This window comes from Geodermatophilus sp. SYSU D00525, assembly GCF_054050475.1.
The window spans coordinates 50,764-65,543 of the sequence record NZ_JBJGZK010000009.1 but is presented as its reverse complement, the minus strand read 5'-3'; the positions used below and the strand labels follow the sequence as shown (position 1 = coordinate 65,543).

Sequence of the window (14,780 nt, the reverse complement as noted above, 5' to 3'; positions counted from 1 at the left end):
CCGTTCCGCGGGCGGCCGCGGCGACGGTCCGCCCGCCCGGCTCAGGCGGGCGCGACCAGCCGGACGGCGTCGACGGCGGCCAGCGCGCCGAGCTCGTCGGCGACCATCCAGATGTCGGCGATGCGGCCGCCGTCGAGGGTGAGGACGTCGACCACCCGCAGCCGCACGTCCCGGCCGGTGGGCGGGAGCGGGCCGGCCGCGGTCTGCAGCGGGCCCACCTGCCGGCCGCCCATCCGGAAGGCGATCACGACGCGGTCGCCGTCCTCGACCACGGCGACGACCTGCCGCTCCACCCGCTCGAAGGTGCGCTGCGCCGCCCGGGCACGGGTGACCAGGTCGGCGGCGGTCAGCGGCCGGCCGTTGACCGTGACGGGGTCGGTGTAGACCGCGCGGAACGCCTCCTCCGCGGCGGGTCCGCCGGGCAGCGGCTCGGTCCACAGCCGCAGCAGCCGGTCGACGTCGAAGGCCATCGGCTCGTCACCGCCGGGAGCGGAGTGTCATCCCCAGGAGCACCCCGAGCAGCAGCATGATCGTCAGGATCAGCCACAGCGGCGACGTGACGTCGACGGTGAACAGGTCGACGGTGACCCGGTCCCGGTTCTGCACGATGAACGCGACCGCCACGACCGCGATGAGCAGCGCGAGGACCTGGCCCGGCCGCACCCGGCGGCGGGCCGGCCGGGGCGACGGGGATGCGGGTGACGTCGTGGCCATGGCTGCCTCCGCCGGTCGGGAGTCGCACGGACGGGCCGCACGCGCCACCGTCTCCGTCGCTGCCAGGGGCCTGCCTCACCCCGGACGGACGAGACGGCGGAGTCGGTCCGACCGGGCGGCACGCGACCTCCGCCCAGCGGGCCCGGGACGTCCGCCCCTGACCCGGAGACCGGCAGGAGCCGACGGTGGGACCGTGACCCCCTCGAGGTGGGCCCCGCGCCCGCGCCACCTGATCGCGGCGGGGGTGGCCGGGTACGCGGCCCTGCAGTGGCTGGGCCGCACCTCCGGCACCGATCGCGCCGAGCGCCGCCGGCTCCTGCCCGGGGACGGCCTGTGCCCCGATCCGCAGATCGTGACCACGCACGCGACCACCGTCGACGCGCCGCCGGAGTGCGTGTGGCCCTGGCTGGTGCAGATGGGCTGGGGCCGCGGACAGTGGTACACCGCCCGCTGGGTGGACCGGCTGCTGTTCCCGCGCAACGGCCCCAGCGCCGACCGGCTCGTCCCCGCGTGGCAGCACCTCACCGTCGGCGACCGGGTCCTCGACGGCCCGCCGGAGGCGCACTGCGCCTTCACCGTCGCCGACGTCGAGCCGCCCCGGCACCTGGTGCTGCACTCCCGCGAGCACCTGCCGCCGGGGTGGGCCGAGCGCTACGGCGCCGCGATCGACTGGTCCTGGGCGTTCGTGCTGCAGCCGCTCGAGGACGGGCGCACCCGGTTCCTGTTCCGGACCCGCGCGCGGCTGCGGCCGTGGTGGGTCACCGCGGCGTACCGGATCGCCGTGGTGCCCGCCGACCTCGTGATGTCCCGGCAGATGCTGCGCGGGGTGCGGTCCCGCGCGGAGCGGACCACGCGGGCCGACCTCGTGGCGGTCGGAGCGGCGGCGGGAGGAGCGTGAGGGCCGCACCGGGCGTCCGGGAGGTCGCCCCGGGCGTCCACCTGCTGGGCGTGGGACGGGGCCCTCTCGCCTCGAACGTCCTCCTGGTCCGCTCCGGCCCGGCCTGGGTGCTCGTCGACGCCGGGTGGCCGGGCAGCGCCCGGCTCATCGAGGCCGCGGCGCGGTCGCTGTTCGGGCCGGGCACCCGGCCGGCGGCCGTCTTGCTCACCCACGTCCACCCCGACCACTCCGGCGCCGCCGGGGAGCTGGCGCGGTCGTGGCAGGTGCCGGTGTACGTGCACCCGGCCGACCTGCCGCTGGCGCGGGGCGAGTACCTGCCCACGTACGACATGCCCCTCGACCACTGGGTCCTCGTGCCGCTGATGCGCCTGCTCCCCCGGCGGGTGCGCGAGCGGATCACCGCGGCCGGTGACATCAGCGAGGTCACCCGTCCTCTCGACCCCGCGGCCGGGGTGCCCGGCCTGCTTGGCTGGCGGGTGGTCCCCGCCCCCGGCCACACCCCCGGCTCCGTCGCCTACCTGCGTCCCGCCGACGGCGTCCTCCTCACCGGCGACGCCGTCGTGACCGTCGACCTCGGCTCACCGGCCGGGCTCCTGCTCGGCCGGCGGCGCCCGTCCGGCCCGCCCTGGTACACGACGTGGGACCGGCCGGCGGCGCGGCGCTCGATCGCCGCGCTGGCCGCCCTGCAGCCCCGCGTCCTCGCGCCCGGACACGGCGAGCCGCTGACCGACGACGCCGCCGGGGCCCTGGCGACGCTGGCCCGGGACGCCGGCGGCCGCGTCCGGCGGCGCGGCTCCGGGCACCACCCGGCGCCGACGGGAGACCCGGGTGCCCGCCGGTGACGGGAGCGGTCAGCCGGCGGCCCGGAGCGCGTACGCCTCGACCGTGAGGAGGACGCCGGCCCCGAACGCGACCGCCGTCCCGGCGCGGGCGCCGGGACCCGCCTCCGACCGGTCGGGACGGGGCGCGAACATCCGGCCCAGACCACCGAGCAGGGCCGACCACCCGGTGAGCGTGAGCACGACCGGCCAGCCGGCCACCCAGCGGTTGTGCGCGCGCACGAGGGACAGGCCGGCGACGAACACGAGCGATCCGTCGAGGTAGCTGACGCTGCGGTACTGCTCCCGCACCAGGTCGAGGTTCACCGCCTCCGACGCGGAGATCGCGAGCAGCGCCGGACCCACCAGCCCGGCCAGGCGCCGGGACCAGTCGTCGGCCTCGGCGTCGGCCGGACGGCGCCCGGCCCGGGTCCGGGCGGACACCGCGTCCTCCCCGCCCCGGTCAGGTCCGGACGACGAGGGTGTGCGCGGCCATGTCACCGAGCCGCTGCCGACGGGGGTTGGAGAGGGCGACGACGAAGGCCACCAGGTAGCCGAGGAGGCCGTCGACCAGCCGCAGCACGGTGCGGATCGCCGCGGCGGCGTAGCCCGGCGACGTGGCGCCGGTCCGCTCGTCGATGACCCGGATACCGGTCGCCATCTTGCCCAGCGTCTGCCCGAGCCCGCCCTCCATGAGGACGAAGTAGGCGGCGGCCACGAGGAGGTACAGCGCGGTGGCCCACGGCGGGGCGTCGGACACCCACTCCCAGGGGCCCACCTGCTCGATCGAGTCGGTGCCGGCGGCGAGCAGGGTGTAGGCGCCGCCGATGACCACGCCGTCGATCAGCGTGGCGACGACGCGGCGGCCGGTGACGTGGACGTCGGTGGTGGCGGTGTACGGGGGGTGGAGCGCCGTCATGGCTGCCTCCTGCGGGGTGCGGTCGGACCGTCCCAGCCTCGCGGGACGGTCCGGCCGCCCCCACGCCCGGACGGCCCGGGCGCAGGGGGTCCTTCGGCCCGGGTCAGTCCCGCACGCGCAGGAGGACCTTGCCGGCGGCGCGGCGCTCGTCGAGCTCGGTGACCGCGGCGGCGGCGTCGGCGAGGTCGTGCACCGTGCCGAGCACCGGCTGCAGGAGGCCCTGCTCGAGCAGCGGCAGCAGGTCGGCCCACTGCTCCTGCACGTAGCCGGGGTCGCCCGCCCAGAACGCGCCCCAGCCGACGCCGACGACCGACACGTTGTTCAGCAGCAGCCGGTTGACCTTGACGGTGGGGATCTCGCCGCCGGTGAAGCCGAGCACCAGCAGCCGGCCCTCGCGGCCGAGGCTGCGCAGGGAGTCGGTGAACCGGTCGCCGCCGACCGGGTCGGCGACGAGGTCGACGCCGCGGCCGCCGGTGAGCTCCTTCACCCGGTCGCGGAACCCGTCGGCGAGCACGACCTCGTCGGCCCCGGCGGCGCGGGCCACCTCGCCCTTGGCCTCGCTGGACACCACCGCGAGCACCCGCGCGCCGTAGGCCTTGGCGAGCTGGACGCCCGCCGTCCCGAGCCCGCCGGCGGCGCCGTGCACGAGCACCGTCTCGCCCTCGCGCAGCTGACCACGCCGGCGCAGCGCGAAGTGCATGGTCAGGTAGTTCATCGGCAGCGCGGCGCCCTGCTCGAAGGAGACCGCGTCGGGCAGCGGGAAGACGAAGCCCGGGTCGGCCGCGGCCACCTCGGCGAAGCCGCCGAAGCCGGGGAAGGCGGCCACCCGCCGGCCGGCGGTGAGCCCGCTGCCCTCCGGCGCGCTGCGCACGACGCCGGCCACCTCGCTGCCCGGCACGAACGGCGGCTGGGGCTTGAGCTGGTACTCGCCGCGGCTGAGCAGCACCTCGGGGAAGGTCACGCCGGCGACGTGGACGTCGATCACGACCTTGCCGTCCGCGTCGGGCTCGGGGACGTCGGCGACGGAGATGGCCGAGGGGCCGTCGAGGCTGGTGATCTGCGCGGCGCGCACGGGTCCTCCTGGTGCTCGGGAGACGGTCCGGCGAGTGTGTCAGAGCACGTCCGCGGCGCCGGCGTACGGCAGCCGCCCCCGCGGGCCTACTGCCCCGCGGTCCCGACGGGCACGTCGAGCTGCACCTGCCCGGCGTTCCGGAAGGCGAACGTGACCGGCACCGTGTCCGCGGTGGTGATGTCGGCGGTCACGTCGTCGAGCTGCATCCGCACCTGGCCCTGCGTCGCGTCGACCGAGCCGTCGGCGGGCAGGTCGATGCCGTCGGGGCTGCTGCCGCCCTGCTCGTCGAGCAGCGCGACCGACCCGGCCGAGGGCGTGCTCACCGAGACCAGCCGGTCGTCGGTGTCCGCGTCGTTGGTCAGCGCGCCGCGCAGGGCGACCGAGTCGCCCGCCGCGATCGTCGCGTCGGCGTCGAGGTAGACGTCGTCCAGGGCGACCTGCCCGACCGAGCCGTCGACGCCCGGGGTGTCCGGCGTCTCCTGCGCGGTCTCCGCGTCCTGCCCCGTGCTGCACGCGGTCGCGAGGAGGACGAGGACCGCGGCGCCCGTCGCCGTCCCGAGGGGTGTGCGTGCTCCGGTCCGCTGCTCCACGCTCTCCTCCTGACGTCGGTCCGGCGCCCGTCGTGCTCCCGGGGCCGGTCGCGCGCCGGGCCCGGGCTCAGGCGCCGGGGGTGGCCTGCAGGTCCTCCCGCCGCCGGACGCGCACCGCGCGGAACGGCCGCCCGTGCGCCGGCTCCTCGGCCCAGTCGACGCTGACCACCTGCCCGGCGCGCAGCGACTCCCCGGCCGGCTCGACGGCGGCGGCGTCGGCCCAGCAGTCGCCGGGCAGGCCGGGCACCTCGATGACGGCGCCGCGCGCCTGCTCGTCCCAGCGGACCACGGTGCCGGTGGAGGTCCCCGTGCGCGTCATGCAGCGAGGGTGAGGGCCGCGGCGCCCCGTGGCAACGACGTGCTCCCGCGCACATCCCGGACGCGTGCGCGCCCGCCGGGCGTTGTCCCTGGCATGAGCACCCCGAGCGCGACCACCGAGCGGGCGCCCGGCGCGGCCGGCCCGCTGTCGGAGGCCGTCCTCGCCGACGGCACGCCGGCCCTGGTCTGGCCGCTGCTGGACACCGATGCCGAGGCCCTGCGGGCCGGCTACGCCGAGCTCTCGCCCGAGTCGCGCCGCGCCCGCTTCCTCACCGACCTCCCCGAGCTGTCCGACTCCCTCCTGGAGCTCCTGGTCGACGGCGTGGACGGCGTCGACCACGTCGCCGTCGTCCTCACGGCGTTCCCGGCGGAGGGCGGCGCCCGCCCGGTCGGCGTGGCGCGCCTGGTGCGCTGGCCCGGTGAGCCGGGGACCGCCGACGTCGCGGTCACCGTGCTCGACGCCTGGCAGGGCCGCGGGGTGGGCCGGGCACTGCTGGACGCCGTGCTCGCCCGCCGGCCTCGCGACGTCGTCCGGCTGCGCACGACCGTGGCCGCGTACAACCGCGCCTCCCTGGGGATGCTGCGCCGGGCCGGCCGGCTGACCGCGCGGCACGAGGGCGGCGGCGAGCTCACCGTCGAGGTCACCGACCTGCCCCCGGTGGCCTGACGCCGGGACCGCCACGGGCGGGGCCGGACTCATCCGGTCCGGGCGACGTGCGGGCCGGCGCGTCGGAGCAGGCTCCGCGTGCCGGCACGCCCACAACGGCGGCGAGGCGCGCGACACTGGGCGCGCACCGTCGCCGTCCGTCGACCTCACCGGGTGGTGGACCATGAAGACGACCGACCGTCCCGCCGTCCCCGACGGGCTGCCCCGGCTGCGGGCGGGGTCCCACGCGGTGCCGGAGCTGGGTGCCTGCCTGATGGAGTACGTGTCCGTCCTCGCCGGGGCCACCTTCGACGACCACCCCCGCTGCACGGACCCCACCGTGGCCGCGCTGGCCCGGCTGGTGAACGACGCCTCGACCGACGACGGCCGGCCGCTGCTGGCCGCCTTCGCCCCGGTCCTGGTCGCCACGGGTCCCCTCCGGGACGCCCGGCGGACGGCGGCCGTCGTCCGCGCCGCCGTGCAGGCCGCGGGCGCCGCGGCGGAGGACGGGGCCGTCCTGGCCCGGCACCTCGCCCGCGCCGAGCGGAGGTACGCCCGCGTCACCGGCACCGGGCTGCGGGCCGGCCTCGCCCGGCGGCTGGACCCGCTGTACCGGCACGGACCCGGGCGCCACCGCCTCGAGGCGTCGGTCGACGCGCTGCGGGGGCTGCCCGGGCCGCGGCGCGACGTCGCGCTGCGGGCCACGCTGGCCGCGGCCGTCGCCGCCGCCCGCGAGCCGGACACGGCCTCCGTGCTCGTCCTCGCGGAGGAGCGCGCCGAGTGCCTCGACCTCCGTGACCGGGAGCGGGAGGGGCTGTCCCCGTCGGGTCAGGTGGACGGTCCCCGGCCCGACCAGCTCCAGGCGTAGCGGCCGTCGTCGGAGGCGGTGCCGGCCTCGCCGAGCTCGAGCGGGCGGAAGGTGTCGACCATGACCGCCAGCTCGTCGAATCGCTCCGCGCCCAGCGACCGCTCGACCGCGCCGGGCTGCGGGCCGTGGCTGTGCCCGCCGGGGTGCAGGCTGATCGAGCCCCGGCCGATCCCGGAGCCCCTGCGGGCCTCGTAGTCGCCGTCGACGTAGAACATGACCTCGTCGCTGTCGACGTTGGAGTGGTAGTAGGGCACCGGCACGGCCAGCGGGTGGTAGTCGACCTTCCGCGGCACGAAGTTGCAGATCACGAAGTTCACGCCCTCGAACACCTGGTGCACCGGCGGCGGCTGGTGCACCCGGCCGGTGATCGGCTCGAAGTCCGCCACGTCGAAGGCGTAGGGGTAGAGGCAGCCGTCCCAGCCGACGACGTCGAAGGGGTGCTCCGGCGTCACGTGGACGGTGCCGGCCAGCCCGCCGGGCCCGGGGCCGCGGTGCTTGACGTACACCTCGACGTCGGTGCCCTCGGCCAGCAGCGGCTCGGCCGGCCCGCGGAGGTCGCGCTCGCAGTAGGGCGCGTGCTCGAGGAACTGCCCGTACCGCGAGAGGTAGCGCTTCGGCGGCGCGATGTGGCTGTTGGCCTCGATCGCGTAGGTGCGCAGCGGCTCGTCACCGGTGGGGACCCAGCGGTGGGTGGTGGCCCGCGGGACCACCACGTAGTCGCCCCGGCCCACCTCCAGGACGCCGAACACCGTCTCGACGGTCGCCGTCCCGCGCTCCACGAAGACGCACTCGTCGCCGACCGCGTTGCGGTAGTACGGCGACGGCAGCGACGACACCGCGTAGCAGATGCGGACGTCGGCGTTGCCGAGCACCAGCCGCCGGCCGGTGACCGGGTCGGTGGCCTTGTGCTCCTCCCCGGGGAACAGGTCGTGCAGCTTCAGGTGCCGGGGCACCAGCGGCGCGTTCGGCGTCAGGGTCTGGTCGGGCAGCTCCCACGGGCGGGCGTCGACCAGCGCCGAGGGCAGGCCCCGGTGGTAGAGCAGGGAGGAGTCGCTGGAGAAGCCCTCCTCCCCCATCAGCTCCTCGGCGTACAGGCCGCCGTCGGGACGCCGGAACTGCGTGTGCCGCTTGGGCGGGACCTCGCCCACCCGCCGGTAGTACGCCACCGTCACGCACCTCCCCAGTGGCAGGAACGGCCGTTCCTGCCGCTCGACGATCAGAAGTTGCCGCGCTTCTCCTGCTCGCGCTCGATGGCCTCGAACAGTGCCTTGAAGTTGCCCTTGCCGAAGCCGAGCGAGCCGTGCCGCTCGATCAGCTCGAAGAACACCGTCGGCCGGTCGCCGGTGGGCGTGGTGAAGATCTGCAGCAGGTAGCCGTCCTCGTCGCGGTCGACCAGGATCCCGCGGGCCTGCAGCTCCTCGATCGGCACGCGCACCTCGCCGATGCGGGCGCGCAGCTCGGGGTCCTCGTAGTAGGAGTCCGGCGTCGCGAGGAACTCGACGCCCTCGGCGCGCAGGGCGTCGACGGTGGCGACGACGTCGCCGGTCGCCAGCGCCACGTGCTGGGCGCCGGGGCCGCGGTAGAACTCGAGGAACTCGTCGATCTGGGACTTCTTCTTCCCCGCCGCCGGCTCGTTGAGCGGGAACTTGACCCGGTGGTTGCCGTTGGCGACGACCTTGCTCATCAGCGCGGAGTAGTCGGTGGCGATGTCGTCGCCGATGAACTCGGCCATGTTGGTGAAGCCCATGACCCGGTTGTAGAAGTCGACCCAGCGGTCCATGGCGCCGAGCTCGACGTTGCCGACGACGTGGTCGACGGCCTGGAACAGCCGTCCCGGGCGCCCCGGCCGCGGCTGGTGGGACGACGTCCGGGCGACGTAGCCGGGCAGGTAGGGGCCGGTGTAGCGGGAGCGGTCGACGAGGGTGTGCACGGTGTCGCCGTAGGCGGCGATCGTGGCCAGCCGGACGGTGCCGTGCTCGTCGGTGAGGTCGTGCGGCTCGGCGACGACGGTGGCGCCCTGGGCGCGGGCGTGGGCGACGCACCGGTCGACGTCGGGCACGGCGAGGGCGATGTCGACGATGCCGTCGCCGTGCGCGCGGTGGTGGTCGGCGCGCGGGCTGGCCGGGTCGTAGGCGCCGGTGACGACGAAGCGGGCGGCGCCGGAGCGCAGCACGTAGGCGCGGTGGTCGCGGTTGCCGGTCTCGGGGCCGGAGTAGGCGACCAGCTCCATGCCGAAGGCGGACTGGAAGAAGTGCGCCGTCTGCACCGCGTTGCCGACGACCCACACCAGCGCGTCCCAGCCCGAGACCGGGAACGGGTCGGCCGACTCGTCGTACTGCACCAGGCCGACCAGCTGCTCCAGCTGCCGCAGGTCGAGCCCGGCCAGGCGTTCCTCGTCGTTGAGGGTCTGCTCGATCGACACGGGGGCCTCCTGTGCGCGGGGACGTGGGGGAAGCCCACTGCGCGGAGCCGGTCTGTGCAACCCTGACCGCATCTGCTGGTCCGGCTGCACCGCTGGCCCAGCGGACCGGCCCGTCGACTGGGCAGACTGCACAGCTCGCACCCGGGAGGACGCATGACCCTCGACGCGCTGGACGTCGCGGTGCTGGAGGCGCTGCGCGCGCACCCGCGCGCGGGCGCGCTGGAGCTGTCCCGCCTGCTCGGGGTCGCCCGGGCGACGGTCACCGCCCGCGTCGCGCGCCTCGAGCAGTCCGGCGTCGTCACCGGCTACGGCCCGGACGTCGACGTCGCGGCGGCCGGGTTCGGCGTCCAGGCCTTCGTGACGCTGGAGATCGCGCAGGGCGCCATCGAGGCGGTCCGCGCCGACCTCGAGGCCATCCCCGGCGTGCTGGAGGCGCACGCGACGACGGGCAGCGGCGACGTGCTCTGCCGGGTGGGCGCGGCGTCGCACGAGGCGCTGCAGCAGGTGCTGGTCGACCTCAACCGGTCGCCGTCCGTGGTCCGCTCGACCAGCGTCGTGGCGCTGTCGGAGCTGGTGGCGCGGCGGACCCTGCCGCTGCTGCGGACCGGGGCCGCCCCGGACGCCGGCCGCTCCCGGATGCCCCGCGCCTGACCGCGGCCGGGCTCCGGGCGCGGCGTCAGGCGGTGACCTCCCCGGGCGCGGCGGCCCAGGCGGACGGACGGCCGGTGCCGGTGCGGACCACCGTCACCGGGCACGGCGCGTGGTGGACCACCTGGTCGCTGGTCGACCCGACCAGCAGCCCGGCGAACCCGCCGCCGCCGCGGGCGCCGACGACGAGCAGGTCCGCGCCCCCGGCCGCCTGCACGAGGGCCCGGGCCACCGGGCCGTGCACCGTGTGCGTGCGCACCGGCACCGCCGGGTCGAGGCCGGCCGCGGCGACGCAGCGCTCCAGGTCGTCGCGCACGGCCCGCTCGGAGTCCTCGAGCGGCGGCACGTAGCCCGGTGCCCAGGTCGACGGCCGCGGCGCGGTGGTCAGGCTCCACGCCCGGAGCACGTGCAGCGGGAGCCCGGTCCGCCCGGCCAGGCCGGCCGCCCACACCAGCGCCTCCTGGGCGCCGGCGGACCCGTCGTGCCCGACGAGCACCCCTCCGTCGATGGTCACGGACTCGCACACCTCGGCCACCGGCCCGGTCCTCCTCGCGATCGGCGCCCCGCACCCGCCCGCCGGTCGCGGGCGGCGACGGCACCGGGTGGGGCGGGCACGGCGCCGTCACACGGGCAACTGCCCGCCGGCCCGCGGAGTTCCACGGGCAGGGGCCGCGGGCGTCCCCGCGCCCCCTGCGCGGTCCGGCCGCTGGCCCGCCGCGGGGAGGTGCTGGTCGCCGGCGGTCTCGGGCTGGTGCACGGGCTGGCGTTCGCCGGCACCCTCACCGGCCTCGGTGTCGACGGCGCGACGTCGGTGCGCGCGCTGCTGGCCTTCAACGGAGGCGTCGAGCTGGCCCAGCTGCTCACCGTGGCGCTGGTCTTCCCGTCGCTGTAGGCGGTGTCCCGGACCCGCTGGTACCCGGCGCAGCGCCTGACCGGCGCGGCGGTCGCGCCGGCCGCCGCCACCGGCTGGGCGCTGGACCGCCTCGGCCTGCTCGCGGACCCGCTGGCCGGGGCGGAGGAGGCCGTCGTCGCCCGGCCCTGGTCCGTGGTCGCCGGGCTCGCGCTCGTGGCGGCCGGCTGCTGGGCGGCCGACCGCCGGCGCCCGTCCCGCCCGGCACGGGACGAGGTGCTGGTCCCGGCGGCCCGCTGACTCCCCGCCCTCCCCGTGCGTGGGCGGCGCACGCCCTGGGTACCCGGGACCCGCACGGAGCCGGAACAGCACGGGTCCGGCCGGTCCGGCGACGCGGGAGAGTGCCGGGCACGGCCCGACGCCCGGGGACGGGACGCATGGACGGGTCGACGTGGGCGCGCCGCTCGCCGCCCGCTCCGAGTCGCCGCGCCGCCACGGTGTGGCGCGGGCAGCTGCGCAGTGCCGCCGAGCTGACGCGGATGCGGGTGCAGCTGCGCGGGGCGCTCGCCGCGGACGGGCTGCCCGAGGCCACCGGGGAGCGGCTGCAGCTCGCGGTGGAGGAGCTGGTGTCCAACGGCCTCCGGCACGGGCGGCCGCCGGTGACCGTGGCCGTGACCGCCGACGGCGGCTGGCTGGTCGAGGTGTCCGACGCCGCCCGCGACCGCCCGCCGGTCCCGGCGGTCGGCCGGGACGCGGCCGCCGGCGGCATGGGCCTGCCGATGGTGGCCCGGCTCTCGGCCGCGCACGGCTGGTACGTCGGCGGCGACCGGAAGACCGTCTGGGCGTGGCTCGGCTCCCCGCCGCCGCCGGTGCTGCTGCCGCCCGAGCGGGTGGCGCAGGCCACCCGGCGGGCCCGCGACCTCGGCCGGCTCCTGGCCGACACCGACACCCGGGTCGCCACCACCTTCGACCGCCTGACCGCCGAGGCGGCGGAGCGTGGCCGGGCCGACCGCGCCGCCACCTACCGCACGGTCGCCCGGCGCATCCGGCGCCACGCCGCGCAGGGCCGGCGGATCAGCCGCCGGCCCTGACCGTCCGCCGCGCCGCCCGGTGTCCGCGCGGGCGGCGCGGACGACGTGCGTCAGGCCGGCGACGGGCGGCGCTTCTCCGGCCGCGTCCGGGTGTCCGGCGCGCTCCGCGGCGCGGGGGCCGCCGGCTCCGTCGCGCCGTCCGCCGTGACCACCGCCTCGTCGTCCGGCGGCTCCTCCTCCGCCTGCTCCTGCCGCGGTCCGGCGGCCGCGCCGCGCGAGGTCGGCCACGTGAGCTCGAGCTCCAACTCGATCTCGTCGCCGTCGACCTCCACCTCCAGCTCGCAGCGGAGCCGGTCCCCCACCGACAGCTCGACGGTGCTGGTCCCCAGCCGGACGGCGACCTCGCCGTCGTCGGACTCCAGCCCCTCCGCGAGCGACCGGAGGAGGCGGGCGACCTCCGGGCGGCTGAGTGTCAGCTCCTGCTCGATCTTGACGTCCGCCACGGCCCTCTCCGTCCTCCCGGGCGCGCCGCACGGTGCACCGCACCTGCCGACCACGGTGGCACGGCGAGCCGGTGGCGTCGACGGTCCCGGAGCCGGGACCGTCGAGGGACGATCCCGGGTGCGGCCCCTCGGGGCGATCAGCGGGTGGGGTCGACCACGGTGATGCCGGCGACCGTCGTCCGGTCGAACACGGGCAGCAGGGCCGCCGCCTCGTCGAGGCCGATGGTGCGTTCGACCAGCCGCTGCGGCTGCAGCGAACCCTCCTCGACGAGCGCCATCATGGCGGGGTAGTCGGCCGCGGCCATGCCGTGACTGCCCAGCAGGTCCAGCTCCCAGCCGATCACCCGTGCCATCGGGACCCGCGGGTGACCACCGACCGGCGGCAGCAGGCCGACCTGCACGTGCCGCCCCCGCCGGCGCAGGCTCAGGATCGAGTCGGCGCAGGTCTGCTCGCTGCCCACCGCGTCGACGGCCACGTGGCTGCCGCCGCCGGTCAGGTCCCGGACGACCGCCGGGACGTCGCGGCCGTCGGCGTGCACCGTGTGCTCCGCGCCCAGTCCGGCGGCCGCGGCGAGGGCCTCGGGGGTGCGGTCCACCGCCACCACCCGGGCCCCGAGCGAGCGGGCGATCATGACCGTGCTCAGCCCCACGCCGCCCGCCCCCACCACGGTGACCCACTCCCCCTCGCCGACCCGCGCGCGGCCGACCAGGGCGCGGTACGCGGTGGCGAACCGGCACCCCAGCGCGGCCGCGGCGGCGGAGTCGACCCCGTCGGGGACGCGCACCAGGTTGGTGTCGGCGGCGTGCAGGGCGACGTACTCGGCGAAGGACCCCCAGTGGGTGAAGCCCGGCTGCTGCTGGTCGGGGCAGACCTGGGCCTCCCCCGCCCGGCACCACTCGCAGCGCCCGCAGCCGCAGACGAACGGGACGGTCACCCGGTCGCCAGCCCGCCAGCGGGCGACCTCCGCACCGGCGTCGACCACCACCCCGGCGAGCTCGTGCCCCGGCACGTGCGGGAACGCGACCTCGTCGTGTCCCGCCCAGGCGTGCAGTCGCTGCGGCACACGCCCGTGGCCGTCACGCGCACCACCACCCCGCCAGGAGGGGCGGTGGGCTCGGCCACCTCCTGGACACGGGGCAGGGCTCGGACCGAGTCGACCACCAGGGCGCGCACCGCCACATGCTGCCAGCCCGTGGCCGCCCACCCGCCCGGTGACCGGCGACGGGCGGTGCTCGACCCGGGGTCGAGGGCGACCGGCGGCTGACGGTCGCCGGCTCCTCCGGGGTGCGGCGCGCCGTCAGCGGCGGGCGCGCCGCCTCCTGGCCGTCCGCTCGACGACGTAGCGGACCAGCCAGACCACGGCGACGGCGCCGACGACCGGCAGCCCGGCGATCACCAGGAGGCGGCCGCTCAGGGGCGGCTTCGGCAGGGGCACGGTGCCAGCCTCCTCCTTCCGACGGGGATGCGCCGGACGCTCCCGCGGGTCGGTCGACCGTCGCCTACCCGCCCGCGTGCAGGGTGCACAGCAGGGCGTGCTGGCGGCGCACCTCGACCAGGTCGGCCATCGGCACGGCCAGCGGCCGCAGGTGCGCCGGGACCTCCTCGCCCTCCTCCACCTCGACCTCCTCGGAGAGCTCGAGGACCGGCGCGGTGTCGAGGATGCCGGTGTCGACCAGCAGCTTGGAGTGCTTGCTGCCGGTGCGCTCTATCAGGTCGACGTAGCCCTGGCTGACCGGGTGCCGGAGCGGCGTCGGGGCGTGGATCTCCGGGCAGATGACGACGTCGAGGTCGGCGGCGAGGTCGGCGGCGAGGTCCAGCGACCGCAGCACCGCCTCCTCCCACACCGGGTGCGGGTCGAGCTCCCAGGAGGTGACGCCGAACTCGGGGCGGACCGAGGTGGAGCCGAGGCGGTGCGCCAGCCGAGACCGAGGAGCTGACGCAGCGCCCCCGGGACCGGCGGGCACGGCTGCGGGACCAGGTCGCGGACACCCACCAGCGCCTCGGGGAGGGACAGCACGGAGCCGAGGAAGTGGTGCACCGCGTGGCCGACCGGCTGCCCGACCCGTCCTCGGTGCACCGGCAGGCCGGGGAGCTGTCCGGGCCCGGAGGGCCGCTCCCGCAGGAGGAGCCACCACGGTGACGGAGTCCGACCCGGCATCCGGACGATCCGGTCCCCCATCCCTCCGGGATGAGTCCGGCACGACCACCGCAGCGGGACCGTGTCGGCCATGGACGCAGCAGTGCGGACGACCCCTCGCAGGAGCGACTTCCGGATCACGGGGTGGCACCGGGACGCGGCGCGCTTCCTCGCCGGCTGCATCGGCACCGGAGCCGTGCTCGGGGCCGCGGTGGCCGCCGCACGGGAACCGCACGGCTGAGCCGGCGGCACCGGGGGCGGTCGTCCCCGGCGGACGAGGGACCGCCGGCCGGGAGACGCGCCGCCCGGCCGGCGGGCCCCGTCCTGCGCTCCGCCCCTGGTCTC

At 77.2% G+C, this 14,780-nt stretch carries 23 protein-coding genes; 9 read left to right on the top strand and 14 right to left on the bottom strand.

Going from position 1 to position 14,780, the window contains the following annotated elements; genetic code table 11:
* Positions 1-41: 41 nt before the first annotated feature.
* Both ACI796_RS10020 and ACI796_RS10015 read right to left on the bottom strand, forming a co-directional pair.
* On the bottom strand, positions 42-470 hold the full coding sequence (locus ACI796_RS10020; RefSeq protein WP_456941079.1) for an ester cyclase: 429 nt from the start codon (positions 468-470) through the stop codon (positions 42-44).
* Positions 471-477: 7 nt separating this feature from the next.
* Complete coding sequence (locus tag ACI796_RS10015; RefSeq protein WP_456941078.1) at positions 478-714, bottom strand: lipopolysaccharide assembly protein LapA domain-containing protein; 237 nt, start codon at positions 712-714, stop codon at positions 478-480.
* Positions 715-907: 193 nt separating this feature from the next.
* Here ACI796_RS10015 and ACI796_RS10010 point away from each other — a divergent pair, with 193 nt between their 5' ends.
* Together ACI796_RS10010 and ACI796_RS10005 are read left to right on the top strand one after the other, a co-directional pair.
* Positions 908-1,612, top strand: coding sequence for a hypothetical protein (locus ACI796_RS10010; protein WP_456941077.1), 705 nt, complete (start codon positions 908-910; stop codon positions 1,610-1,612).
* Positions 1,609-2,454 carry an MBL fold metallo-hydrolase gene (locus ACI796_RS10005; RefSeq protein WP_456941076.1) on the top strand — a complete coding sequence of 282 codons (846 nt, stop codon included), beginning with the start codon at positions 1,609-1,611 and terminating at the stop codon, positions 2,452-2,454. Before ACI796_RS10010 ends, ACI796_RS10005 begins: the two co-directional genes overlap by 4 nt.
* A 9-nt stretch (positions 2,455-2,463) precedes the next feature.
* Here the strand turns inward: ACI796_RS10005 and ACI796_RS10000 are convergent, their stop codons facing one another.
* The 5 genes from ACI796_RS10000 to ACI796_RS09980 form a co-directional block, all read right to left on the bottom strand.
* Positions 2,464-2,874, bottom strand: a complete 411-nt coding sequence (locus tag ACI796_RS10000) for a hypothetical protein (protein ID WP_456941075.1) — start codon at positions 2,872-2,874, stop codon at positions 2,464-2,466.
* A 19-nt stretch (positions 2,875-2,893) separates the two neighbouring features.
* Complete coding sequence (locus tag ACI796_RS09995) at positions 2,894-3,349, bottom strand: RDD family protein (RefSeq protein WP_456941074.1); 456 nt, start codon at positions 3,347-3,349, stop codon at positions 2,894-2,896.
* Between the two features lie 103 nt (positions 3,350-3,452).
* On the bottom strand, positions 3,453-4,421 hold the full coding sequence (locus ACI796_RS09990; RefSeq protein WP_456941073.1) for an NADPH:quinone oxidoreductase family protein: 969 nt from the start codon (positions 4,419-4,421) through the stop codon (positions 3,453-3,455).
* An 86-nt stretch (positions 4,422-4,507) separates the two neighbouring features.
* Positions 4,508-5,011: a copper chaperone PCu(A)C gene (locus ACI796_RS09985; protein ID WP_456941072.1), complete on the bottom strand. Its 504-nt coding sequence runs from the start codon at positions 5,009-5,011 to the stop codon at positions 4,508-4,510.
* Between the two features lie 67 nt (positions 5,012-5,078).
* On the bottom strand, positions 5,079-5,330 hold the full coding sequence (locus ACI796_RS09980; RefSeq protein ID WP_456941071.1) for a hypothetical protein: 252 nt from the start codon (positions 5,328-5,330) through the stop codon (positions 5,079-5,081).
* A 93-nt stretch (positions 5,331-5,423) separates the two neighbouring features.
* Between ACI796_RS09980 and ACI796_RS09975 the strand changes: the two genes are divergently transcribed.
* Both ACI796_RS09975 and ACI796_RS09970 read left to right on the top strand, forming a co-directional pair.
* Positions 5,424-5,996 carry an N-acetyltransferase family protein gene (locus ACI796_RS09975; RefSeq protein ID WP_456941070.1) on the top strand — a complete coding sequence of 191 codons (573 nt, stop codon included), beginning with the start codon at positions 5,424-5,426 and terminating at the stop codon, positions 5,994-5,996.
* A 163-nt stretch (positions 5,997-6,159) separates the two neighbouring features.
* Entirely contained in the window at positions 6,160-6,843 is a 684-nt protein-coding gene (locus ACI796_RS09970) for a hypothetical protein (RefSeq protein ID WP_456941069.1), read from the top strand.
* Here the strand turns inward: ACI796_RS09970 and ACI796_RS09965 are convergent.
* On the bottom strand, positions 6,804-8,009 hold the full coding sequence (locus tag ACI796_RS09965) for a cupin domain-containing protein (RefSeq protein ID WP_456941068.1): 1,206 nt from the start codon (positions 8,007-8,009) through the stop codon (positions 6,804-6,806). The two genes, ACI796_RS09970 and ACI796_RS09965, sit on opposite strands and share 40 nt — an antisense overlap.
* Before the next feature lie 50 nt (positions 8,010-8,059).
* Positions 8,060-9,265, bottom strand: a complete 1,206-nt coding sequence (gene hppD / locus ACI796_RS09960) for a 4-hydroxyphenylpyruvate dioxygenase (protein ID WP_456941067.1) — start codon at positions 9,263-9,265, stop codon at positions 8,060-8,062.
* A gap of 153 nt (positions 9,266-9,418) precedes the next feature.
* On the opposite strand from hppD, the gene ACI796_RS09955 reads away from it, so the two are divergent.
* Positions 9,419-9,916 (top strand): Lrp/AsnC family transcriptional regulator, encoded by a 498-nt coding sequence (locus ACI796_RS09955; RefSeq protein ID WP_456941066.1) that lies wholly within the window; start codon positions 9,419-9,421, stop codon positions 9,914-9,916.
* Positions 9,917-9,941: 25 nt separating this feature from the next.
* Here ACI796_RS09955 and ACI796_RS09950 read toward each other — a convergent pair whose 3' ends face one another.
* Positions 9,942-10,427, bottom strand: coding sequence for a universal stress protein (locus ACI796_RS09950; RefSeq protein ID WP_456941065.1), 486 nt, complete (start codon positions 10,425-10,427; stop codon positions 9,942-9,944).
* A gap of 210 nt (positions 10,428-10,637) precedes the next feature.
* Between ACI796_RS09950 and ACI796_RS09945 the strand changes: the two genes are divergently transcribed.
* The 3 genes from ACI796_RS09945 to ACI796_RS09935 all read left to right on the top strand — a co-directional run bounded on the left by ACI796_RS09945 (position 10,638) and on the right by ACI796_RS09935 (position 11,854).
* Positions 10,638-10,805: a HupE/UreJ family protein gene (locus ACI796_RS09945; RefSeq protein WP_456941064.1), complete on the top strand. Its 168-nt coding sequence runs from the start codon at positions 10,638-10,640 to the stop codon at positions 10,803-10,805.
* Positions 10,806-10,808: 3 nt separating this feature from the next.
* Positions 10,809-11,063: a hypothetical protein gene (locus ACI796_RS09940; protein WP_456941063.1), complete on the top strand. Its 255-nt coding sequence runs from the start codon at positions 10,809-10,811 to the stop codon at positions 11,061-11,063.
* Between the two features lie 137 nt (positions 11,064-11,200).
* Positions 11,201-11,854: an ATP-binding protein gene (locus tag ACI796_RS09935; protein WP_456941062.1), complete on the top strand. Its 654-nt coding sequence runs from the start codon at positions 11,201-11,203 to the stop codon at positions 11,852-11,854.
* Positions 11,855-11,904: 50 nt separating this feature from the next.
* Here the strand turns inward: ACI796_RS09935 and ACI796_RS09930 are convergent, their stop codons facing one another.
* From ACI796_RS09930 to ACI796_RS09915, 4 genes are all read right to left on the bottom strand, one after another.
* Positions 11,905-12,297 (bottom strand): amphi-Trp domain-containing protein, encoded by a 393-nt coding sequence (locus ACI796_RS09930; protein ID WP_456941061.1) that lies wholly within the window; start codon positions 12,295-12,297, stop codon positions 11,905-11,907.
* A gap of 137 nt (positions 12,298-12,434) precedes the next feature.
* Entirely contained in the window at positions 12,435-13,361 is a 927-nt protein-coding gene (locus ACI796_RS09925; RefSeq protein ID WP_456941060.1) for a zinc-binding dehydrogenase, read from the bottom strand.
* Between the two features lie 234 nt (positions 13,362-13,595).
* The gene (locus ACI796_RS09920; RefSeq protein WP_456941059.1) at positions 13,596-13,733 is read right to left on the bottom strand and encodes a hypothetical protein; all 138 of its coding nucleotides are present in this window, start codon (positions 13,731-13,733) and stop codon (positions 13,596-13,598) included.
* Between the two features lie 64 nt (positions 13,734-13,797).
* The gene (locus tag ACI796_RS09915; protein ID WP_456941058.1) at positions 13,798-14,127 is read right to left on the bottom strand and encodes a hypothetical protein; all 330 of its coding nucleotides are present in this window, start codon (positions 14,125-14,127) and stop codon (positions 13,798-13,800) included.
* A 399-nt stretch (positions 14,128-14,526) separates the two neighbouring features.
* On the opposite strand from ACI796_RS09915, the gene ACI796_RS09910 reads away from it, so the two are divergent.
* Entirely contained in the window at positions 14,527-14,676 is a 150-nt protein-coding gene (locus tag ACI796_RS09910) for a hypothetical protein (protein WP_456941057.1), read from the top strand.
* Positions 14,677-14,780 lie beyond the last annotated feature (104 nt).